Source organism: Pseudomonas glycinae (assembly GCF_001594225.2).
Taxonomy (GTDB): Bacteria; Pseudomonadota; Gammaproteobacteria; order Pseudomonadales; family Pseudomonadaceae; genus Aquipseudomonas; species Aquipseudomonas glycinae.
Genome location: NZ_CP014205.2, coordinates 4,680,116 through 4,700,997 on the forward strand (window position 1 = coordinate 4,680,116; position 20,882 = coordinate 4,700,997).

The window sequence follows — 20,882 nt, forward strand, 5'->3', positions numbered from 1 at the left end:
TTGATCGTTATAAGGCCCGAACCTTTCGGAACAAGCTGTGGATAACTCTGTTGGTAACTTGTGAAGCCAGCTAAGGATTTCGCACCTTGTCCTGCACCGCGAGCGAGCGCGATGCGTTCAGTACGAGGCCGTAACTGAGTTTGTCGTAGGTGCGGAACACCATCAGCAGTCCAGCACGTTCATCGGGGATTTTCAGCGGTTGGCCGGTGATCCGGTCACGCACGGTTTCCCCGGTTTTCATCACCACCAGTACGTTGCCCTCGGCCAGGCCGTCGCGTTTGCCCTTGTTCAGGGTCACCACGTCCATCGCGCCGATTTGTGTGACGCCGCGCGGCACATCGATGATCAGGCCGTTGATGTCAGTGGTGGGAGCGCTGGGCATGAAGGTCGAGTTGATCGAACGCTCTTCGCCACTGAACAAGCGGTCGCCGAGGCGCACTTCCTGGGTCGTGCGTTGCAGGGCGAGGGTGGCGACGTCTCCTTCAGTGGCGACGATTTCGCCGCCGCCGATGTCGTCGGCGTTGATCCCCAGAAACTCCTTGGTCTGCGGATCGGTGTAGACCTTGCCCTGGCGGAAGATGCCGTAGACCGGCTGGTTCGGGTCGAAATGGCCACGGGCGAAGATCCGGTCGCCGGTGCCGCTGAGCACCCGTTCGGCATCGCCGGCGACGATGTACGGCGCCTTGTCGAAGTCCTCGACCTTGTCGACGATGCGGTTGCTCAGCAGAAAGCTGTTGATGGATTTGAGCGGAATGCTCGGAATCGCCTCGGCCACCGGGCTGGTACGGATGCGCGGCGACAACTTGATGGTGCCGCGCGACTCGCCGCGATTGACGGTCAGGCGCGGCTGACCGTTGACGTAACTGAGCGTCAGTGTGTCGCCGGGGTAGATCAGGTTGGGGTTTTCGATCTGCGGATTGGCCCGCCACAGCTGTGGCCACTGCCAGGGTTCGCGCAAATATTTACCGGAGATGTCCCAGAGCGTATCCCCCGAAACCACCGTGTATTGCTGTGGAAAACCTTCCTTGAGTTGCACTTGCCCGTGCGCGGCGCCGGCCGAGGCCAGAAACAGCAGGGCGAGTAGTGATTTCCTCATGCGGTGAATCCCTTTATTATGTGCGTTCGCGTGAAACGCCAGAGCCCCCGTGGCTCGCTCCCTGCTCTATGCTGAAAATCAAGGAGCTACGTTTCACAACGGTAGCCTGCATCTTCGGACCCGCCAGGCCATCGCCCGACTTTACCTCACACGTGCAGCAATCAAGCTTATGGCCATTTTGAACATCCTCGAATTTCCGGACCCGCGTCTGCGCACTATCGCCAAACCTGTGGCTGTAGTGGACGACGAAGTGCGTCAGCTGGTCGATGACATGTTTGAAACAATGTATGAAGCGCCGGGCATCGGCCTTGCCGCGACCCAGGTCAACGTGCACAAACGTATCGTCGTGATGGACCTTTCCGAAGACCGCACCGAACCCCGGGTGTTCATCAACCCCGAGTTCGAACCGCTGACCGACGAAATGGAGCAATACCAGGAAGGCTGCCTCTCGGTGCCGGGCTTCTACGAAAATGTCGACCGCCCGCAGAAGGTCAAGATCAAGGCTCTGGACCGTGACGGCAAGCCTTACGAACTGATCGCCGAAGGCCTGCTCGCCGTGTGCATCCAGCACGAATGCGACCACCTCAACGGCAAGTTGTTCGTCGATTACCTGTCCACGCTCAAACGCGACCGGATCAAGAAGAAACTGGAAAAGCAGCACCGCCAGAACGCTTGATGCCCCTCTCCAAAGGCTTGCTGCGGCAAGCCTTTTTCTTTTTATGAGACTCCCCCATGACTGAGCCACTGCGCATCGTTTTTGCCGGCACCCCGGAATTCGCCGCCGAACACCTCAAGGCCCTGCTGGACAGCCCTTACGAGATCGTTGCGGTCTACACCCAACCGGATCGCCCGGCCGGTCGCGGACAAAAACTGATGCCGAGCCCGGTCAAACAGCTCGCCCTGGAAAACAATATCCAGGTGTTGCAGCCGCCGACCCTGCGCAATGCTGACGCTCAGGCCGAGCTCGCTGCGCTGAAGCCTGACTTGATGGTGGTGGTGGCCTACGGCCTGATCCTGCCGCAAGCGGTGCTGGATATTCCGCGCCTGGGTTGCATCAACAGTCACGCCTCGCTGCTGCCGCGCTGGCGCGGTGCGGCGCCGATCCAGCGTGCCGTGGAAGCGGGCGATGCCGAGAGCGGCGTCACCGTGATGCGCATGGAAGCCGGCCTCGATACCGGGCCGATGCTGCTTAAAGTCGTGACCCCGATCAGCGCCGAAGACACCGGTGGCAGCCTCCATGACCGTCTCGCCGAAATGGGCCCACCTGCCGTGGTGCAGGCGATTGCCGGTCTGGCCGCTGGCACCCTGGAAGGCGAAGTGCAGAACGACGAACTCGCCACCTACGCGCACAAACTGAACAAAGACGAAGCACGCATCGACTGGAGCCGCCCGGCCGTTGAGCTGGAACGTCTGGTCCGTGCCTTCAATCCATGGCCGATCACCCACAGCACGCTCAACGGCGAAGCGCTGAAAGTGTTGGCGGCGACACTGGCCGAAGGCAAAGGCGCACCGGGCACCATCCTCGGCGCCAGCAAGGACGGTCTGATCGTCGCCTGTGGCGAACAGGCGCTGTGCCTGACCCGTCTGCAATTGCCCGGCGGCAAGGCGCTGAACTTCAGTGATCTGTTCAACAGCCGTCGTGAGAAATTCGCCACCGGCACCGTGCTGGGTGCAGCGGTGGACGCTCAATGAACCCACGTCTGGCCGCCGCCAAGGCACTCGCCGCTGTTCTCAGTGGCAAGGCTTCGCTCAACAGCTCCCTGCCGACGCAACTGGACAAGGTCGAGGATCGCGATCGCGGCTTCACCCAGGATCTGGCATTCGGCACCGCGCGCTGGCAGCCACGCTTGTCGGCGCTGGCGGAAAAACTGCTGCAGAAACCGTTCAAGGCGGCCGACGCCGATGTCGAGGCGCTGCTGCTGGTCGGTCTCTATCAACTGCTCTACACCCGCGTCCCGCCACACGCCGCCATCGGCGAAACCGTCGGTTGCGCCGACAAGCTGAAAAAGCCATGGGCCAAAGGTCTGCTCAATGCCGTACTGCGCAATGCCCAGCGCGAACATGAGGCGATCTTCGCCGAACTGGAACGCGATCCGGTGGTGCGCACCGCTCACCCGCGCTGGCTGCAAAAATCCCTCAAGGCCTTCTGGCCTGAGCAATGGGAAGCCATCTGCGAAGCCAACAACGCGCATCCGCCGATGATCCTGCGGGTCAACCGTCGTCATCACAGCCGTGACGCGTACCTGAGTCTGCTGACTGAAGCCGGTATCGCCGCACAGCCGTGCACTTTCAGCCGCGACGGCATCGTGCTGGAGGCCGCCGCCGACGTGCGCAGCCTGCCGGGCTTCGCCGAAGGCTGGATCAGCGTGCAAGACGAAGCCGCGCAACTGGCCGCCGACCTGCTCGACCTCGCGCCGGGCCAGCGAGTGCTGGACGCCTGCTGTGCACCGGGCGGCAAGACGTGCCACATCCTCGAAGCCGAACCGGCGCTGGCCGGCGTGGTGGCGGTGGACCTGGAAGCCAAACGTCTGGTGCGAGTGAAGGAAAACCTCGAGCGTCTCGGCCTGAACGCCGAACTGATCGCCGCCGACGGTCGCGACACGGCAGCGTGGTGGGACGGCAAACCGTTCCAGCGCATCCTGCTCGACGCACCGTGCTCGGCCACCGGCGTGATCCGCCGCCATCCGGACATCAAGCTGACCCGCCAGGCCGGCGACATCCCAGCCCTCGCGCAATTGCAAGGCGAGTTGCTCGACGCGATGTGGAAAACCCTCGAAGTGGGCGGCATCCTGCTCTACGCCACCTGCTCGACCTTGCCGACCGAAAATACCGAAGTCATCGGCGCGTTTCTTGAGCGCACGCCGGGCGCCCGGGAGCTGGATCTGGCTACCACCGCCGGAATCAAACAGCCTCATGGTCGCCAATTGCTGGCCCAACAGGGCGGGCATGACGGGTTCTACTACGCCAAGCTGATCAAGATCGCTGCCGCGCGCGGCTAAACGGATTCAACGGAGTGACTGGATGAAAATCATCATCCTCGGTGCGGGACAGGTCGGCGGTTCGCTGGCTGAACATCTGGCCAGCGAGGCCAACGACATCACGGTGGTCGACACTGACGGCGACCGTCTGCGCGATCTTGGCGACCGCCTCGACATCCGCACCGTGCAGGGCCGTGGCTCGCTGCCGACCGTGCTGCGTCAGGCCGGTGCCGACGACGCCGACATGCTGGTGGCGGTGACCAACAGCGACGAAACCAACATGGTTGCCTGCCAGGTTGCTCACACCCTGTTCCACACCCCGACCAAGATTGCCCGGGTGCGCGAAGCGTCGTACCTCACCCGCGAGGAGCAACTGTTCCAGAACGAGGCGATTCCGGTCGACGTGCTGATCAGTCCCGAGCAGGTCGTCACCAACTACATCAAGCGTTTGATCCAGCACCCTGGCGCGTTGCAGGTGATCGATTTCGCCGAAGGCCAGGCGCAACTGGTCGCGGTGCGCGCCTATTACGGCGGGCCGCTGGTAGGCCAGCAACTGCGCCAGTTGCGTGAACACATGCCGAATGTGGAAACCCGAGTGGCCGCGATTTTCCGCCGCGACCGACCGATTCTTCCCCAGGGAGATACGGTGATCGAGGCCGACGACGAAGTCTTCTTCATCGCCGCCCGTGCGAACATTCGCGCGGTGATGAGCGAAATGCGCCGGCTCGACGAAAGCTACAAGCGCATCGTCATCGCCGGTGGCGGGCAGATCGGCGAACGGCTGGCCGAGGCCATCGAAAGCCGCTATCAGGTGAAGATCATCGAGATGAACCCGGCACGCTGCCGTTATCTCTCGGATACCCTCGACAGTACCGTGGTGCTGCAGGGCAGCGCGTCGGATCGCGACCTGCTGCTGGAAGAGAACATCGCCGACGCGGACATTTTCCTCGCGCTGACCAACGATGACGAAGCCAACATCATGTCGTCGCTGCTGGCCAAGCGTCTGGGCGCGAAGAAGGTGATGACGATCATCAACAACCCGGCCTACGTCGACCTGATCCAGGGCGGCGACATCGACATTGCCATCAGCCCGCAACTGGCGACTATCGGCACCTTGCTGGCCCACGTGCGGCGCGGCGATATCGTCAGCGTGCACTCGTTGCGCCGGGGCGCGGCGGAAGCCATCGAAGCGGTGGCTCATGGCGATTCGAAGTCGAGCAAGGTGATCGGCAAGGCCATCGAAAACATCGCGCTGCCACCGGGAACCACCATCGGCGCGATCATCCGCGATGAAGAAGTGATCATTGCCCACGACGACACGGTGATCGCCGCCGGCGACCACGTGATCCTGTTCCTTGTGGATAAAAAGCATATTCGCGATGTGGAGAAGCTGTTCCACGTAGGACTGAGTTTCTTCTGATCGACCGAGAGGCGAAACCGATGATCGAATCCCTGGAAAAAATGCTCGCCAAGGGTGTGGATAACTCGCTGCTGCGCTTCGGCCTCGGCAAGGGTTATCTGGATTTGGGGGAAAACGCGAAGGCAGCCGAGCATTTCCAGCGGTGTGTCGGCTTCGATCCGAAGTATTCGGCTGCTTGGAAACTGCTGGGCAAGGCGCAACTGGCGCTGGGTGACCTGACGGCTGCGCGGCAGGCGTGGGAGCAGGGGGTGGAAGCGGCCCGGGCCCATGGCGACAAGCAGGCCGAGAAGGAAATGACGGTGTTTCTGAAGAAGCTCGATCGGCAGAAGCCGTGACGGCTGTGGATAACCCGTGTGATCAGGTTATCCACAATTGCCCAGGTCTGATCAGTACCAGCGCGCCTCACCCGGCGGACGCTTCTTGAAGCGCTTCATGCTCCACATGTACTGGCTCGGATAAGCCGCCACGTAACGCTCGACCACCTGACTCATCGCCGCGCAGGAGGTTTCAGTGTCGGTGCTGTACATGGCTTCCGGCGCCGCTTCGAGGATCACCTTGTAGCCGGAACCGTCCGGCAGACGCAGGGCATGCAGGAACACCCCGACGGCTTTGCCGCCGGCGAGCATGTTCGGCACGAACTTGCTGGTCAGGGCCTGAGTAGCGAAGAACGGCACGAAGATCCCGGCGGATTCGGCCGGTTCCGGGTCTGCGGGGATCCCCACCTGACCGCCCTTGCGCACTTCCTTGATGACACTGAGGATGCCTTCCTTGGTTGACGCAGCGACCTTGTTGCCCAGTTGCACGCGTTGTTTGCGCAGCAATTCATCCACAGCCTTGAGCTTCGGCGGCCGGTAGAAAATGATCGGTTTGCACTGGCTGCAATAGAAGTGGTTGAGCACTTCCCAGTTGCCCAGGTGGCTGGTGATGCCGACCACGCCCTTGCCCGAGGCCAGCGCTTCTTTCAGCACCTCGAGGCCTTCGACTTCGCGCACCAGGTCGATGGACCGCTGGGCCGGCCAGATCCAGGCGCAGGCGCTTTCGGTCAGGGACTTGCCGATGTCTTTCAGGGTCTGACCGACCAGACGCTCGCGTTCGGCCGGGTCCATCTGTGGAAAACATTTGGCCAGGTTGATCCGCACCACATCGCGGGAACGGTTGGGGGTTTTCCACATGATCCAGCCGATCGCCGAACCCACGGCCTGCACGGCCCGCCACGGAAGCAGGGCAAACAGCCGCAGAGCGCCAACCAGCATGGCGCCTTTAAACTTTTCCACAGGTCACTCCTGATCTTGTGCTGTGCGCGAGGCGGCCATTCTAACCGCCGTTGGCGAGCTGCGCGTAGCGGTCGCAGTCCTGGGTGTGATCCATGACCATGCCCGAGGCCTGCATCAGCGCATAGCAAATGGTTGGGCCGACGAAGGTGAAGCCGGCCTTTTTCAGGCCTTTGCTCATGGCCACGGCTTGCGGGGTAATGGCCGGGACTTCGCTGCGATCCTTGAAATGATTGATCACCGGCCGGTTATCCACAAACGACCAGAGGAAGGCCACCGGATCTTCCAGCGCCAGCCAGGCCTGGGCGTTGCGCCGGGCGGCGTTGAGCTTGAGGCGGTTGCGGATGATCCCCGGATCGAGCATCAATTGATCGATTTCCGCATCGCTCATCTGCGCCACGCGCTGTACGTCGAAGCCGAACAGCACCTCGCGATATCGCTCACGTTTGCGCAGCACGGTGATCCACGAAAGCCCGGCCTGGAACCCTTCGAGCAAAAGCAACTCGAACAAACCCTGCGCATCGCGTAGCGGCGTACCCCACTCCTGATCGTGGTAAGCCATGTACAGCGGATCTTCGTTGCACCAAAAGCAGCGTGGCATAAGGCTCCAGGGGGTGGAGGTGCGACTGAATCGGGTATACTCCCGCTCTTTAAATCGCAGCCCAAGAAACAGGTGAATTTCGTGAGCCAGCCTACGCCAGCCGTGCGTACCTTCCAAGACTTGATCCTCGCGCTCCAGCAATACTGGGCCGAGCAAGGTTGTGTGGTACTTCAGCCCTACGATATGGAAGTAGGCGCCGGCACTTTCCACACCGCGACATTCCTGCGCGCCATCGGCCCGGAAACCTGGAACGCCGCCTACGTGCAGCCAAGCCGCCGTCCGACTGACGGCCGTTACGGCGAAAACCCGAACCGTCTGCAGCACTACTACCAGTTCCAGGTCGTCCTGAAGCCGAACCCGGACAACTTCCAGGAGCTGTACCTGGGCTCCCTCAAGCATGTCGGCCTGGACCCGCTGGTCCACGACATCCGCTTCGTCGAAGACAACTGGGAATCGCCGACCCTCGGCGCCTGGGGTCTGGGCTGGGAAGTCTGGCTGAACGGCATGGAAGTGACCCAGTTCACTTACTTCCAGCAGGCGGGCGGCATCGAGTGCTACCCGGTGACCGGCGAGATCACCTACGGTCTCGAGCGTCTGGCCATGTACCTGCAAGGCGTGGATTCGGTCTACGACCTGGTCTGGGCTGACGGTCCGTTCGGCAAAGTGACCTACGGCGACGTGTTCCACCAGAACGAAGTCGAGCAGTCCACCTACAACTTCGAACACGCCAACGTCGACAAGCTGTTCGAGCTGTTCGACTTCTATGAAAGCGAAGCCAAGCGCCTGATCGAACTCGACCAGCCGCTGCCGTTGCCAAGCTACGAAATGGTCCTGAAGGCCTCGCACACCTTCAACCTGCTGGATGCGCGCCGGGCGATCTCGGTGACTGCGCGTCAGCAATACATTCTGCGCGTACGCACCCTGGCGCGTTCCGTCGCCCAAGCCTACCTGATGGCCCGCGCCAAGCTGGGCTTCCCGATGGCAACCCCGGACCTGCGTGACGAAGTACTGGCCAAGCTGGAGGCTGCACAATGAGTGCTCAAGATTTTCTGGTTGAACTGGGCACCGAAGAACTGCCACCCAAAGCCCTGAACACCCTGGCCGAAGCGTTCCTGGCCGGTATCGACAAAGGCCTGCAAGCTGCCGGCCTGAATTACGAGAGCAAAACCGTCTACGCCGCGCCGCGTCGTCTGGCTGTGCTGATCACCGCGCTGGCCACCCAGCAGCCGGATCGCAGCATCAACCTCGACGGCCCGCCACGTCAGGCCGCGTTCGATGCCGAAGGCAACCCGACTCAAGCGGCACTGGGCTTCGCCAAGAAGTGCGGCGTCGAGCTGAGCGAAATCGACCAGAGCGGTCCGAAACTGCGCTACAGCCAGAACATCGCCGGCAAGCCGACCGCCAGCCTGCTGCCGACCATCGTCGAAGACTCGCTAAACGACCTGCCGATCCCGAAACGCATGCGTTGGGGTGCGCGCAAGGAAGAGTTCGTGCGTCCGACCCAATGGCTGGTGATGCTGCTCGGCGACCAGGTCATCGACTGCACGATTCTCGCGCAGAAGGCTGGCCGTGAATCCCGTGGCCACCGCTTCCACCACCCGCAAAGCGTGCGCATCGGTTCGCCGTCGAGCTACCTGGCCGACCTGCGTGCCGCCTACGTGCTGGCCGATGCCAACGAGCGTCGCGAAATCATCAGCAAACGCACCGAAGAACTGGCGACCCGTCAGGAAGGCACTGCGATCGTGCCGCCGGCGCTGCTCGACGAAGTGACCGCGCTGGTCGAGTGGCCAGTGCCGCTGGTGTGCTCGTTCGAGGAACGTTTCCTCGACGTGCCGCAGGAAGCACTGATCACCACCATGCAGGACAACCAGAAGTACTTCTGCCTGCTGGATGCCGACGGCAAGTTGCTGCCGCGTTTCATCACTGTGGCCAACATCGAATCCAAAGACCCGCAGCAGATCATCGCCGGTAACGAGAAAGTGGTTCGCCCACGTCTGACCGACGCCGAGTTCTTCTTCAAGCAGGACAAGAAGCAGAAGCTCGAAGCCTTCAACGATCGCCTGCAGAACGTGGTGTTCCAGGAAAAACTCGGCAGCGTCTACGACAAGGCCGAGCGCGTCTCGAAACTGGCGGCGTACATCGCCGCACGCATCGGCGGCAACGCTTCGTGGGCTGCCCGCGCAGGCCTGCTGTCCAAGTGCGACCTGGCCACCGAAATGGTCGGCGAGTTCCCGGAGATGCAAGGTGTCGCCGGCTACTACTACGCCCTCAATGACGGCGAGCCGGAAGACGTCGCCCTGGCGCTGAACGAGCAGTACATGCCACGCGGTGCCGGCGCTGAACTGCCAGCCACCCTGACCGGTGCGGCCGTGGCCATCGCCGACAAGCTCGACACCCTGGTCGGCATCTTCGGCATCGGCATGCTGCCGACCGGCAGCAAAGACCCGTATGCCCTGCGCCGTGCAGCACTGGGCGTACTGCGGATCCTGATCGAGAAACAACTGGATCTGGACCTGAACGATGCTGTGGCGTTCGCCGTGAATGCGTTCGGTGCCAAGGTCAAGGCTGCCGGCCTGAACGACGCGGTGCTGGAGTTCATCTTCGACCGTCTGCGTGCCCGTTACGAAGACGAAGGCGTGGATGTCGCCACTTACCTGTCGGTGCGTGCCCTGAAGCCGGGTTCGGCGCTGGACTTCGACCAACGTGTGCAAGCGGTTCAGGCCTTCCGCAAACTGCCGGAAGCGGCAGCGCTGGCGGCGGTGAACAAGCGTGTGTCGAACCTGCTGAGCAAGGTGGAAGGCTCGGTGCCGACCGAAGTCCAGGCCAAGTACTTCGACAACGCCAACGAGTTCTCGCTGTATTCGGCGATCCAGCAAGCGGACCAGGCTGTACAGCCAATGGCCGCAGCACGTCAGTACAACGAATCGCTGGCACGCCTGGCCGCCCTGCGCGAGCCGGTGGACGCGTTCTTCGACGCAGTGATGGTCAATGCCGAAGACGCCAATGTGCGGGCCAACCGCTACGCGCTGCTGGCGCGTCTGCGTGGCCTGTTCCTGGGCGTTGCCGACATTTCGCTGCTGGGTTGAGGGATTGCTGTTGAAACTGCTGATTCTCGATCGGGACGGAGTGATCAATTACGACTCCGACGCTTACATCAAGTCGGTAGAGGAGTGGATTCCGCTGCCCGGCTCGATCGAAGCGATTGCGCAGTTGAGCAAGGCCGGCTGGACGGTGGCGGTCGCCACCAACCAGTCGGGCATTGCTCGCGGCTACTACGACCTCGCCACCCTCGATGCCATGCACGCGCGCCTGCGCGAACTGGTGGCGGAGCAGGGCGGTGAAGTCGGGCTGATCGTGTATTGCCCGCATGGGCCGGATGAGGGTTGCGACTGCCGCAAGCCGAAACCGGGGATGTTGAAAACCATCGCGCAGCATTACAACGTCGCGCTGACGAATGTCTGGTTCGTCGGCGACAGCCTTGGTGACCTGGAGGCCGCCAAAGCCGTCGATTCACACCCCGTTTTGGTAAAGACCGGGAAAGGCGAAAAGACTCAGGCCAAGACCTTGCCGGTGGGCACCCTGATTTTTGACGATCTCGCGGCGATTGCCGCAGAACTTATCCACAACTAGAGTGCTTCTGAAGTTCCTGACCAGGGATTGATCGGGAGTGCGCTTGAACAGTCGGGCATTGCCCGTAACGGTAAACGTCGCCATGTCGATACTGCAGGCCATCAGAATCTTCCTCTTTTACCTGCTGCTGGGCACCACCGCCCTGCTGTGGTGCAGCCTGAGCTTTTTTATCGCGCCCTTTCTGTCGTTCAAGGCGCGCTATCGTTTCATCAACGTGTACTGGTGCCGTTGTGCCTTGTGGTTGACCAAGGTGTTTCTCGGTATCCGTTACGAAGTCAAAGGCGCGGAAAACGTGCCTGACCGGCCCTGCGTGATTCAATCGAACCACCAGAGCACCTGGGAGACGTTCTTTCTTTCCGCTTATTTCTCGCCTTTGAGCCAGGTGCTCAAGCGCGAATTGCTCTACGTGCCGTTCTTCGGCTGGGCGATGGCCATGCTGCGGCCGATCGCGATTGACCGGGACAACCCGAAAGCCGCCCTCAAGCAGGTCGCGGCGAAAGGTGATGAGTTGCTCAAGGACAATGTCTGGGTGCTGATCTTCCCGGAAGGCACTCGCGTTCCTCATGGCACTATCGGCAAGTTCTCCCGCAGTGGCAGTGCCTTGGCGGTGAATGCGGCGCTTCCGGTGCTGCCAATCGCACACAATGCCGGCAAGTTCTGGCCGAAGATTGGTTGGGGTAAAAAGCAGGGTGTGATTACCGTGGTCATCGGTGAGCCGATGTACGCCGAGGGCAGTGGCCCGCGCGCCATCGCCGATCTGAATGACCGGGTGCAGGCGTGGAACGAGAAAACGCAACGAGAAATGGGCTCGCTGCCTCCGGCCCCCCAGGCACCGGCTGCGAACGATCAGATCGCTGTCTGAGATTTGTGGATAACCTGTGTACGGTTTGTTCGCAAAATCCCGAATTATCGAATTAACTTACTGATTTACTTATATATTTCCGAAGCTGATAAATCACCGTAAAAGGTGCATAAGTTTTTTTCGGAAGTAAGGAAACCGGCTGATATAGCCGGTTTTTTTATGCCTGCTCTTCAGCGATCAGTGGCAGTTCCAGACGGAACGTCGTGCCTTGATCGACCACGCTGAGGCATTCGATTCGGCCGCCATGGTGATCCACAACGGCTTTGACCATCGACAGCCCAAGCCCCACGCCATCGATACCCTGCGCAGAGGAAAACCGCCGGTACTGGCTGAACAGGTCAGGCAGTTCTTCTGCAGCGATTCCTTTGCCTTGATCGGACAGTTCACAACGCAGGCAGTCGTTGTCGCAACTGACACGCAGATTCACTGTGGATCCAGCCGGGCTGTACTTGATCGCATTTTCCAGCAGGTTGAACAGGGCGCGGGTCAACAAGCCCTGGTCGGCCATAATCAGACGCTCCTGTGATTGTTCGTCCATGTCGCTCAGGAGCTCGATGCGTTTTTGCTGAGCGATGGGCAACGCTTGATCCAGAACGTCCATGACCAGCATCCCGAACAGGCTCGGTTGAAACTGATACGCCTCGGATTCGGCCCGGGCCAACAGAACGAAGCCATCGGTCAGTTCCAGCGCCCGACGGACCTGGCGTTCAATCTGTTCGAACAGCGGCGAATCCGTCCCCGTCTGATGCCGGTGTACCTCAAGCAGGGCAAGAATCGCCGAGTGGGGAGCGCGCAGGTCATGGGACAGGAAGCGCAGCAACACACCGCGCTGTTCCTCGGCGGCGCGTTCGGCGCTCAGGTCAGTGAGACTCAGCAGCCAGCCAATCGGTATGTCGCCATCCACTGGCAACAACGCGGCGCGTTCCAGGCGCAGGCTACGTTCCTTGTGATCACGAAACTCCAGCAGAGGCAGCTCGGAGAGCGGCGGGCGCGGCTCTGTGGACAACTCCGGATAGCCCAGGCGCGCCAGTTGATCGAGGACATCCTCGCCCACCAGATTGTGATCGAACAGGCTCCGCGCCTTGCGATTGCCCAACAAGACTTGTCCTCGAGGATCGCTGATCAGTGTTGCGACCGGCAGATATTCCAGCCCGTCGGCAATGAAGCGGCGGGTATCGCGGGTGCGGCTCATGGCTTGCTCAAGCGCCATGATCTGCCCCTGCAAGCGGTCGGCGCTGGGAAACTGCGCCCGACGTCGTTCAGGAAAGACTTTCGGTTCGCTGTCCAGCCGCGCCAGCTCCCAGCCGAAGTAGGTGAGCACTACACTTAAGCGACGCCAGTTCCAGATCAGATAGCCGAACAACATGCCCAGCGCCGCAGGCGTCGGCGACCACCAACGCCGCATTTCAGCCAGGCCTGCACTGGTCAGCAGCACGCAGGCAATCCCGCCCAATGTCAGCCATAACGCCAGTCGCGGGCGCCACAGCAGCAACCCAAGTACACACGCGACCATGACTACCGAAAGTCCTGCGCCCATCAACGGCGCCGGGTCATGCAAATTGATCTGCGCCCGCCAGGAAAGCAGTGCAGTCAGCGGCAACAGCACTAGACTTATCCACACCCACTCGCGCACCAGTTGCCGGAACAAACGCTGAACCTGGCTGGGTACGCGGCTTTCGTGTCGGCGCTGGTTATTCATGGGAAACAGGGCAGGGCGGGTTGAATGGTTTCATAGGCGGCCGGTCTGAGGACGTAGACCCGAAGAATCATAGCGGCTCACCCCAAGGCGTGCCGCTTACTTTCACTGCATGGAGTGAGCCGATCCGGTCGGCACCCATTGCCCGAGCGACAAGGAACCACCGCGTATGCGCGTTGCGATACTGGACGATGAACCCGCCGAACTGCGTCGGGTCGAGCAGACCCTGCAGCAAATGGCCGAGACCGGAGGACAGCCCTGGTCACTGCACAGCTTCGAAAGCGGTGAAGACCTGCTGCGACAGTTGCGCCGGGAAACCTTCGACCTGCTGATCCTCGACTGGCAATTGCCCGACCTCACCGGCCTGGCGCTGCTGCGCTGGACCCGCGAACACATGGAAGCGCCGCCAGCGGCCATCATGCTGACCAGCCGCGATGGTGAGAGCGATATCGTCCAGGCCCTGAATGCCGGGGCCGACGATTACGTCAGCAAGCCGTTTCGGCCCAATGAACTGAAGGCCCGCGTGGCGGCGGTACTGCGCCGGCACAGCCTGCAACGTAACGCCGCGGCCGACGTCCTGCGTTTCAATGACCTGGTGTTCGACGACGCCGAACTGACCGTCACCCGCGACGGGAAACCGATTGTCATGACCGAGCGCGAGTATCGCCTCGCCCATTGCCTGTTCAGTAATCTCGGCCGACCGCTGTCACGGGATTACCTGTACGAACGATTCTGGCCCCACGAAGAGATGTCCACATCGCGACCGCTGGACACTCATATCTATCGCCTGCGCAACAAGCTCGGGCTGACAGCGGATCGGGGTTGGCAGTTGCTGACGATTTACGGGTATGGGTATCGGTTGGAGAGTGTGGCAGCGGGGGATTGAATTGCAGGCAATAAAAAAGGCCAACGCTTGTGCGTTGGCCTTTTCGTTGGTGCCGACCGGGATCAGAAATCCAGGTTGGACACCGCCAGAGCGTTGCTCTCGATGAAGTCACGGCGAGGTTCGACCGCATCACCCATCAGGGTGTTGAAGATCTGGTCTGCGCCAATGGCGTCTTCGATGGTGACTTTCAGCATGCGGCGCACGCTTGGGTCCATGGTGGTTTCCCACAGCTGATCCGGGTTCATTTCGCCCAGACCTTTGTATCGCTGGATGGTGTGGCGCTTGGTGCTTTCGGCCATCAACCAGTCCAGGGCTTCCTTGAACTCGGTGACCGATTTCTTGCGCTCGCCGCGCTGGATGTACGCGCCTTCGTCGAGCAGGGTGCTCAGTTGAGCGCCGAGGGTGACGACGGTCTTGTAGTCGTTGCTGCCGAAGAAGTCGCGGTTGAAGGTGACGTAGTTCGACAGGCCGTGGGAGATCAGTTCGACCTCTGGCAGCCACACGCCACGCTCGCGGTCTTCACGCAGGCTGGCCTTGTAGACCAGGCCCGACTTCTCGACGGTGCGCAGACGGACTTCGTACTGGGCCAGCCAGTCTTGCATCTTGGCGTGGTCGCCGAGCATTTCCAGGCTGACGGCCGGCAGGTAGATGAAGTGCTCGGTCAGCTCCTGCGGGTACAGGCGCGACAGACGCTTGAGGGTCTTCATCACCATCCGGAAGTCGTTCACCAGACGTTCCAGCGCTTCGCCGGAAATGCCCGGGGCGTCTTCGTTCAGGTGCAGGCTCGCATCTTCCAGGGCCGACTGCGTCATGTACTCTTCCATGGCGTCGTCGTCTTTGATGTATTGCTCTTGCTTGCCTTTCTTGACCTTGTACAGCGGCGGCTGGGCGATGTAGATGTAGCCGCGCTCGATCAGCTCCGGCAACTGACGGAAGAAGAAGGTCAGCAGCAGGGTACGGATGTGCGAACCGTCGACGTCAGCATCGGTCATGATGATGATGTTGTGATAGCGCAGCTTGTCGATGTTGTACTCTTCGCGACCGATACCGCAGCCCAGCGCGGTAATCAGGGTGCCCACTTCCTGGGACGAAATCATCTTGTCGAAACGGGCTTTCTCGACGTTGAGGATCTTGCCCTTCAGCGGCAGGATGGCCTGGGTCTTGCGGTTACGTCCCTGCTTGGCAGAGCCGCCCGCGGAGTCACCTTCCACGAGGTACAGTTCGGACAGCGCCGGGTCTTTTTCCTGGCAGTCAGCGAGCTTGCCCGGCAGGCCGGCGATGTCCAGCGCGCCTTTGCGGCGGGTCATCTCACGGGCCTTGCGCGCCGCTTCACGGGCACGGGCAGCGTCGATCATCTTGCCGACGACCAGTTTGGCTTCGTTCGGGTTTTCCAGCAGGAAGTCGGAGAAGTACTTGCCCATTTCCTGTTCGACCGCGGTCTTCACTTCAGAAGACACCAGCTTGTCTTTGGTCTGGGAGCTGAACTTCGGATCAGGCACCTTCACCGAGATGATCGCGGTCAGGCCTTCACGGGCATCGTCACCGGTGGTGGCGACTTTGTGCTTCTTCGCCAGGCCTTCCTGCTCGATGTAGTTGTTCAGGTTACGCGTCAGTGCGGAACGGAAGCCCACCAGATGGGTGCCGCCGTCGCGCTGCGGAATGTTGTTGGTGAAGCACAACAGGTTCTCGTTGAAGCTGTCGTTCCACTGCAGGGCGATTTCCACGCCGATGCCGTCTTCACGCTGGATGTTGAAGTGGAACACCTGGTTGACCGCAGTCTTGTTGGTGTTCAGGTATTCAACGAACGCACGCAGGCCGCCTTCGTATTTGAACAGCTCTTCCTTGCCGCTGCGCTCATCCTTGAGGACGATGCCGACACCGGAGTTGAGGAAGGACAGTTCACGAATGCGCTTGGCCAGGATGTCCCAGCTGAAGTGAATGTTCTTGAAGGTTTCGCTGGAAGCCTTGAAGTGAATCTGGGTGCCGGTGGTTTCGCTGTCGCCAACGATCGCCATCGGTGCCTGAGGTACGCCGTGGACGTAGGTCTGTTCCCAGATCTTGCCGCTGCGGCGAACGGTCAGGACCAGCTCTTCGGACAGCGCGTTCACAACCGAAACACCTACACCGTGCAGACCGCCGGATACCTTGTAGGAGTTGTCGTCAAACTTACCGCCGGCGTGGAGGACGGTCATGATGACCTCGGCGGCGGAAACGCCTTCCTCTTTGTGCACGTCTACCGGGATGCCACGGCCGTTGTCTTTAACGGTGATGGACTCATCCGGGTGGATGATGATGCTGATGTCGTCGCAGTGGCCGGCGAGGGCTTCGTCGATCGAGTTGTCGACCACCTCGAACACCATGTGGTGCAGACCGCTGCCATCGTCGGTGTCACCAATGTACATACCGGGACGTTTGCGCACGGCATCCAGGCCTTTCAGCACTTTAATGCTCGATGAGTCGTACGTATTTTCTTCGCTCAATGCCTTCACTCCCGATGGTCGTGGGTCTGGGTGATACGGCCCTGTTCCACGTGGAACAGAGCGACTGGCGTTTCCGTCTGCCAGCCTTCCCTCAATAATTCGTGATCTACACAGGTGATAAAAACCTGGCAGCGTAAGTCTTCCAGCAAACGGCACAGCGCGCGGCGGTGGCTCTCGTCCAGTTCGGACGGCAAATCATCCACCAGATAAATACACTGGCCGCGTCGGGCCTGGCTCACCAGATGCCCCTGGGCAATCCGCAATGCACAGACCACCAACTTCTGCTGCCCCCGGGACAAGATGTCCGCGGCGTTGTGTGCGCCCAATCTAAGACGCAAGTCAGCCCGTTGTGGCCCGGCTTGGGTATGACCCATCTGCTGGTCCCGTTGCACGGATCCGGCAAGTACGGCGCTCAATTCCCGGTCTTTGTCCCAGCCTCGGTAATAGCTGAGCGTCAAACCTTCGAGCTCAACCAGTTCGCTCAAGGTTTGTTCAAAGACCGGTTTCAAGGCTTTGATATAAGCGCGGCGGTATTCATCGATTTCAGCGCTGGCCTGGCACAGTTCCCTGTCCCAAACCGCTTGCGAAACGGCGTCAAGTGTACCATGCCGCAGCCAGGAGTTTCTCTGGCGCAAGGCCTTCTGCAAACGCTGCCAGGTGGCCATGAACCGCGGCTCGACGTGGAACACGCCCCAGTCGAGAAACTGCCGGCGAATCTTCGGCGCGCCTTCCAGCAGGCGAAAGCTGTCGGGGTTGATCAACTGCAGCGGCAGGATCTCCGCCAGTTGCGCAGCGCTGCGAGCGTTCTGACCGTCGATGCGGATCTGGAACTCGCCCTGACGGTCACGAGATATCCCCAATGCGCTGTGGCCACCCTCGGCGAGCTCGACCTGGCCGAATACGGTGCAGGCCAGCTGCTCGTACTGGATGACCGGCAACAGCCGCGTGCTACGAAACGAACGCGCAAGCCCCAGCAGGTGAATGGCTTCCAGAACACTGGTTTTGCCGCTGCCGTTGGCGCCGTAAAGAATGTTGATTCGGGGGGAGGGGGAGAAGGTCACCGGGTGCAGATTGCGCACCGCGGTGACCGAGACGCGACTTAAAGACATCCAGAGTCAGCTGATTACAGACGCATCGGCATAACAACGTAAGCCGAATCGTCGTTGTCGGACTCTTGCACCAGCGCACTGCTGTTGGAGTCGGACAGGATCAGGCGAACCTGCTCGGTGGTCATCACACCCAGCACGTCGAGCAGATAGCTGACGTTGAAGCCGATTTCCAGGGAGCCGCCGTTGTATTCCACGCCTACTTCTTCTTCCGCTTCTTCCTGCTCCGGGTTGTTGGCCTGGATCTTCAACTGACCGCTGGCCAGTTGCAGACGGATACCGCGGTATTTTTCGTTGGACAGAATAGCGGTACGGCTGAACGCTTCACGCAGCGCCTGACGATCACCCAGTACCAGCTTGTCGCCGCCCTTCGGCAGAACGCGCTCGTAGTCCGGGAACTTGCCGTCGACCAGTTTCGAGGTGAAGGTGAATTCGCCGGTGGTCGCGCGGATGTGGTGCTGGCCCAGGACGATGCTGACGTTGCCGTCCGGCTCGGTGAGCAGACGTGCCAGTTCGAGAATACCTTTGCGCGGCACGATCACCTGGTGGCGATCCTGCTGACCGATGTCGGCCTGCATCGAGCACATGGCCAGACGGTGACCGTCAGTGGCCACGGCGCGGATCACACCGGTCGAGACTTCCAGCAACATGCCGTTGAGGTAATAACGCACGTCCTGCTGGGCCATGGCGAAACTGGTGCGTTCGATCAGGCGACGCAGCTTGCTCTGTTCCAGGCTGGTGGTCAGCGAACCCGGGCCTTCTTCCACAGTCGGGAAGTCGTTGGCCGGCAGGGTCGACAGGGTGAAACGGCTACGGCCGGCTTTCACCACCAGCTTCTGCTCGTCGACCTTGATGTCGATCAGCGCATCGTTCGGCAGGCTCTTGCAGATGTCCATCAGCTTGCGCGCAGGCACAGTGATGGAACCTGTCTCAGCCGGCTCCTCGAGTTGCACGCGACCGACCAGCTCGACTTCCAGGTCGGTACCGGTCAGCGACAGTTGCTGGCCATCGACAACCAGCAGCACGTTGGACAGTACCGGCAAGGTCTGTCGGCGCTCGACGACGCCTGCGACCAGTTGCAGGGGTTTCAACAGGGCTTCGCGTTGAATGGTGAAATGCATGGTCTAGTCCCTTGCCTTAATAAGCTGCGCTGGTGTTCATCAAGTGGTCAGTGTACGCAGCAGGTTCTTGTAGTCCTCGCGGATGTCCGCGTCGGATTCCTTAAGTTCGTTGATCTTGCGGCAGGCGTGCAACACGGTCGTGTGGTCGCGGCCGCCAAACACATCGCCGATTTCCGGCAGGCTGTGGTTGGTCAGTTCCTTGGACAATGCCATGGCCACCTGACGCGGACGAGCGACCGAACGCGAACGGCGCTTGGACAGCAAGTCGGAAATCTTGATCTTGTAGTACTCGGCGACGGTGCGCTGAATGTTATCCACAGAGACCAGTTTGTCCTGCAGCGCCAAGAGGTCTTTCAGGGATTCGCGGATCAACTCGATGGTGATGTCGCGGCCCATGAAGTGCGAGTGGGCGATCACGCGTTTCAGCGCGCCTTCCAGCTCACGGACGTTGGAGCGAATACGTTGGGCAATGAAGAATGCTGCATCGTGTGGCAACTCGACTTTGGCCTGGTCGGCCTTCTTCATCAAGATCGCTACGCGGGTTTCCAGCTCAGGCGGCTCGACGGCAACTGTCAGGCCCCAGCCGAAGCGGGATTTGAGGCGCTCTTCTAGGCCTTCGATTTCTTTCGGGTAGCGGTCACTGGTGAGAATGACCTGCTGGCCACCTTCAAGCAGGGCGTTGAAGGTGTGGAAAAACTCTTCCTGGGAACGTTCCTTGCGGGCGAAGAACTGAATGTCGTCGATCAGCAGGGCGTCCACCGAACGGTAGAAACGCTTGAACTCGTTGATCGCGTTCAGCTGCAGTGCCTTGACCATGTCAGCCACGAAACGCTCGGAATGCAGGTACACAACCTTGGCATTCGGGTTCTTCTTTAATAGGTGGTTACCCACCGCGTGCATCAAGTGAGTCTTACCAAGACCTACGCCCCCATAAAGGAAGAGCGGGTTGTAGCCGTGCTTCGGGTTGTCCGCCACCTGCCAGGCCGCCGCACGGGCGAGCTGGTTGGATTTACCTTCGACGAAGTTTTCAAAGGTGAAGGTGCGATTCAGGTAGCTGGTGTGCTTGAGCGCGCCTTCGACCTGCACGGTGCGCTGTTCGGCACGAACCGGCGCCTGTTGCGAAGCGGCACCAGCCATCGGATCGAAGCTGTCACGGGACGGCTCTTCACTGATTTCTTCGGTTTTCTGCGTTGAACGCTTGGTCGGCGCAGGCGTATGGGCTGGCGCTGGCGCACTGGCCGGCACTGCGTTGGCCTGAGCCTGGGACACTTGCGCCGCGGCCAAGGGCGCATTCGGCGCGGCACGCGGGGCCGAACTGCGTTTGCTGCCTATTAATAAGGAAAGCGACGGTGCCAGACCGTTGCCATGCTCATCCAGCAGTTCAAGGACGCGCCCCAGGTACTTTTCGTTGACCCAGTCCAGAACAAAACGGTTCGGTGCGTAGACGCGCAACTCGTCGCCTTCGGCTTCGACCTGTAGTGGACGGATCCAGGTGTTGAATTGTTGGGCAGGCAGCTCTTCGCGCAAAAGCTCCACGCACTGCTGCCAAAGTTCCACTGACACGGATATCCCCTAAGTTGAAAGCCGGTGAGGCAAAAACAAGCGGCCATTGTAGCGGCCAGTCGTCCACTTATCCACATGCAGGTTGCCCGGTCGACATGATTTATCAATGCGTTAAACGAGAAAAAGGCGACCGACGGTGTGTGCATAAGCTCTGTGGATAACCCTATCTGAG

Annotated in this window: 18 protein-coding genes; 10 read left to right on the plus strand and 8 right to left on the minus strand. The window is 60.7% G+C overall.

What is annotated here, in order from left to right; all coding sequences use genetic code 11:
* Positions 1–70: 70 nt before the first annotated feature.
* Complete coding sequence (locus AWU82_RS21405) at positions 71–1,096, minus strand: LysM peptidoglycan-binding domain-containing protein (RefSeq protein WP_064379622.1); 1,026 nt, start codon at positions 1,094–1,096, stop codon at positions 71–73.
* 169 nt (positions 1,097–1,265) lie between these two features.
* Here AWU82_RS21405 and def point away from each other — a divergent pair, with 169 nt between their 5' ends.
* The 5 genes from def to AWU82_RS21430 are packed head-to-tail and all read left to right on the plus strand — an operon-like array spanning position 1,266 to position 5,829.
* A complete protein-coding gene (def, locus tag AWU82_RS21410) occupies positions 1,266–1,772 on the plus strand; it encodes a peptide deformylase (RefSeq protein WP_039764933.1) in 507 nt (168 codons plus the stop codon).
* Between the two features lie 56 nt (positions 1,773–1,828).
* Entirely contained in the window at positions 1,829–2,788 is a 960-nt protein-coding gene (gene fmt, locus AWU82_RS21415) for a methionyl-tRNA formyltransferase (RefSeq protein WP_064379623.1), read from the plus strand.
* Entirely contained in the window at positions 2,785–4,095 is a 1,311-nt protein-coding gene (gene rsmB, locus AWU82_RS21420; protein ID WP_064379625.1) for a 16S rRNA (cytosine(967)-C(5))-methyltransferase RsmB, read from the plus strand. Before fmt ends, rsmB begins: the two co-directional genes overlap by 4 nt.
* Before the next feature lie 22 nt (positions 4,096–4,117).
* A complete protein-coding gene (gene trkA / locus AWU82_RS21425; protein WP_064379627.1) occupies positions 4,118–5,494 on the plus strand; it encodes a Trk system potassium transporter TrkA in 1,377 nt (458 codons plus the stop codon).
* A 20-nt stretch (positions 5,495–5,514) separates the two neighbouring features.
* Positions 5,515–5,829 carry a tetratricopeptide repeat protein gene (locus AWU82_RS21430; protein WP_064379629.1) on the plus strand — a complete coding sequence of 105 codons (315 nt, stop codon included), beginning with the start codon at positions 5,515–5,517 and terminating at the stop codon, positions 5,827–5,829.
* A 51-nt stretch (positions 5,830–5,880) separates the two neighbouring features.
* Here AWU82_RS21430 and AWU82_RS21435 read toward each other — a convergent pair whose 3' ends face one another.
* The gene (locus AWU82_RS21435) at positions 5,881–6,768 is read right to left on the minus strand and encodes a lysophospholipid acyltransferase (RefSeq protein WP_064379631.1); all 888 of its coding nucleotides are present in this window, start codon (positions 6,766–6,768) and stop codon (positions 5,881–5,883) included.
* A gap of 40 nt (positions 6,769–6,808) precedes the next feature.
* On the minus strand, positions 6,809–7,366 hold the full coding sequence (gene tag, locus AWU82_RS21440; protein ID WP_064379633.1) for a DNA-3-methyladenine glycosylase I: 558 nt from the start codon (positions 7,364–7,366) through the stop codon (positions 6,809–6,811).
* An 81-nt stretch (positions 7,367–7,447) separates the two neighbouring features.
* On the opposite strand from tag, the gene glyQ reads away from it, so the two are divergent.
* From glyQ to AWU82_RS21460, 4 genes are all read left to right on the plus strand, one after another.
* Positions 7,448–8,401, plus strand: a complete 954-nt coding sequence (gene glyQ, locus AWU82_RS21445; RefSeq protein ID WP_064384049.1) for a glycine--tRNA ligase subunit alpha — start codon at positions 7,448–7,450, stop codon at positions 8,399–8,401.
* Positions 8,398–10,452 (plus strand): glycine--tRNA ligase subunit beta, encoded by a 2,055-nt coding sequence (gene glyS / locus AWU82_RS21450; protein WP_064379634.1) that lies wholly within the window; start codon positions 8,398–8,400, stop codon positions 10,450–10,452. Before glyQ ends, glyS begins: the two co-directional genes overlap by 4 nt.
* Positions 10,453–10,456: 4 nt before the next feature.
* On the plus strand, positions 10,457–10,996 hold the full coding sequence (gene gmhB / locus AWU82_RS21455) for a D-glycero-beta-D-manno-heptose 1,7-bisphosphate 7-phosphatase (RefSeq protein WP_190241493.1): 540 nt from the start codon (positions 10,457–10,459) through the stop codon (positions 10,994–10,996).
* Positions 10,997–11,078: 82 nt separating this feature from the next.
* The gene (locus tag AWU82_RS21460; protein WP_064379638.1) at positions 11,079–11,858 is read left to right on the plus strand and encodes a lysophospholipid acyltransferase family protein; all 780 of its coding nucleotides are present in this window, start codon (positions 11,079–11,081) and stop codon (positions 11,856–11,858) included.
* 157 nt (positions 11,859–12,015) lie between these two features.
* On the opposite strand, the gene AWU82_RS21465 is transcribed toward AWU82_RS21460, so the two are convergent.
* Positions 12,016–13,557, minus strand: a complete 1,542-nt coding sequence (locus AWU82_RS21465; protein ID WP_064379639.1) for a sensor histidine kinase — start codon at positions 13,555–13,557, stop codon at positions 12,016–12,018.
* A gap of 166 nt (positions 13,558–13,723) precedes the next feature.
* Between AWU82_RS21465 and AWU82_RS21470 the strand changes: the two genes are divergently transcribed.
* A complete protein-coding gene (locus AWU82_RS21470) occupies positions 13,724–14,440 on the plus strand; it encodes a response regulator transcription factor (RefSeq protein WP_064379641.1) in 717 nt (238 codons plus the stop codon).
* Positions 14,441–14,502: 62 nt separating this feature from the next.
* Here AWU82_RS21470 and gyrB read toward each other — a convergent pair whose 3' ends face one another.
* The 4 genes from gyrB to dnaA are packed head-to-tail and all read right to left on the minus strand — an operon-like array spanning position 14,503 to position 20,710.
* The gene (gene gyrB, locus AWU82_RS21475; RefSeq protein ID WP_064379642.1) at positions 14,503–16,920 is read right to left on the minus strand and encodes a DNA topoisomerase (ATP-hydrolyzing) subunit B; all 2,418 of its coding nucleotides are present in this window, start codon (positions 16,918–16,920) and stop codon (positions 14,503–14,505) included.
* 5 nt (positions 16,921–16,925) lie between these two features.
* Positions 16,926–18,029, minus strand: coding sequence for a DNA replication/repair protein RecF (gene recF, locus AWU82_RS21480; RefSeq protein ID WP_003220208.1), 1,104 nt, complete (start codon positions 18,027–18,029; stop codon positions 16,926–16,928).
* Between the two features lie 14 nt (positions 18,030–18,043).
* Positions 18,044–19,147 (minus strand): DNA polymerase III subunit beta, encoded by a 1,104-nt coding sequence (dnaN, locus tag AWU82_RS21485; protein WP_011331733.1) that lies wholly within the window; start codon positions 19,145–19,147, stop codon positions 18,044–18,046.
* Between the two features lie 39 nt (positions 19,148–19,186).
* Positions 19,187–20,710: a chromosomal replication initiator protein DnaA gene (gene dnaA / locus AWU82_RS21490; RefSeq protein WP_064379644.1), complete on the minus strand. Its 1,524-nt coding sequence runs from the start codon at positions 20,708–20,710 to the stop codon at positions 19,187–19,189.
* Positions 20,711–20,882: the final 172 nt, after the last annotated feature.

What these genes read in the sequence shown, in the direction of transcription:
- AWU82_RS21405 (WP_064379622.1), bottom strand. Translation starts at nt 1,096, where the DNA reads ATGAGGAAATCACTACTCGCCCTGCTGTTTCTGGCCTCGGCCGGCGCC.
- def (WP_039764933.1), top strand. Translation starts at nt 1,266, where the DNA reads ATGGCCATTTTGAACATCCTCGAATTTCCGGACCCGCGTCTGCGCACT.
- fmt (WP_064379623.1), top strand. Translation starts at nt 1,829, where the DNA reads ATGACTGAGCCACTGCGCATCGTTTTTGCCGGCACCCCGGAATTCGCC.
- rsmB (WP_064379625.1), top strand. Translation starts at nt 2,785, where the DNA reads ATGAACCCACGTCTGGCCGCCGCCAAGGCACTCGCCGCTGTTCTCAGT.
- trkA (WP_064379627.1), top strand. Translation starts at nt 4,118, where the DNA reads ATGAAAATCATCATCCTCGGTGCGGGACAGGTCGGCGGTTCGCTGGCT.
- AWU82_RS21430 (WP_064379629.1), top strand. Translation starts at nt 5,515, where the DNA reads ATGATCGAATCCCTGGAAAAAATGCTCGCCAAGGGTGTGGATAACTCG.
- tag (WP_064379633.1), bottom strand. Translation starts at nt 7,366, where the DNA reads ATGCCACGCTGCTTTTGGTGCAACGAAGATCCGCTGTACATGGCTTAC.
- glyS (WP_064379634.1), top strand. Translation starts at nt 8,398, where the DNA reads ATGAGTGCTCAAGATTTTCTGGTTGAACTGGGCACCGAAGAACTGCCA.
- AWU82_RS21460 (WP_064379638.1), top strand. Translation starts at nt 11,079, where the DNA reads ATGTCGATACTGCAGGCCATCAGAATCTTCCTCTTTTACCTGCTGCTG.
- AWU82_RS21465 (WP_064379639.1), bottom strand. Translation starts at nt 13,557, where the DNA reads ATGAATAACCAGCGCCGACACGAAAGCCGCGTACCCAGCCAGGTTCAG.
- AWU82_RS21470 (WP_064379641.1), top strand. Translation starts at nt 13,724, where the DNA reads ATGCGCGTTGCGATACTGGACGATGAACCCGCCGAACTGCGTCGGGTC.
- recF (WP_003220208.1), bottom strand. Translation starts at nt 18,029, where the DNA reads ATGTCTTTAAGTCGCGTCTCGGTCACCGCGGTGCGCAATCTGCACCCG.
- dnaN (WP_011331733.1), bottom strand. Translation starts at nt 19,147, where the DNA reads ATGCATTTCACCATTCAACGCGAAGCCCTGTTGAAACCCCTGCAACTG.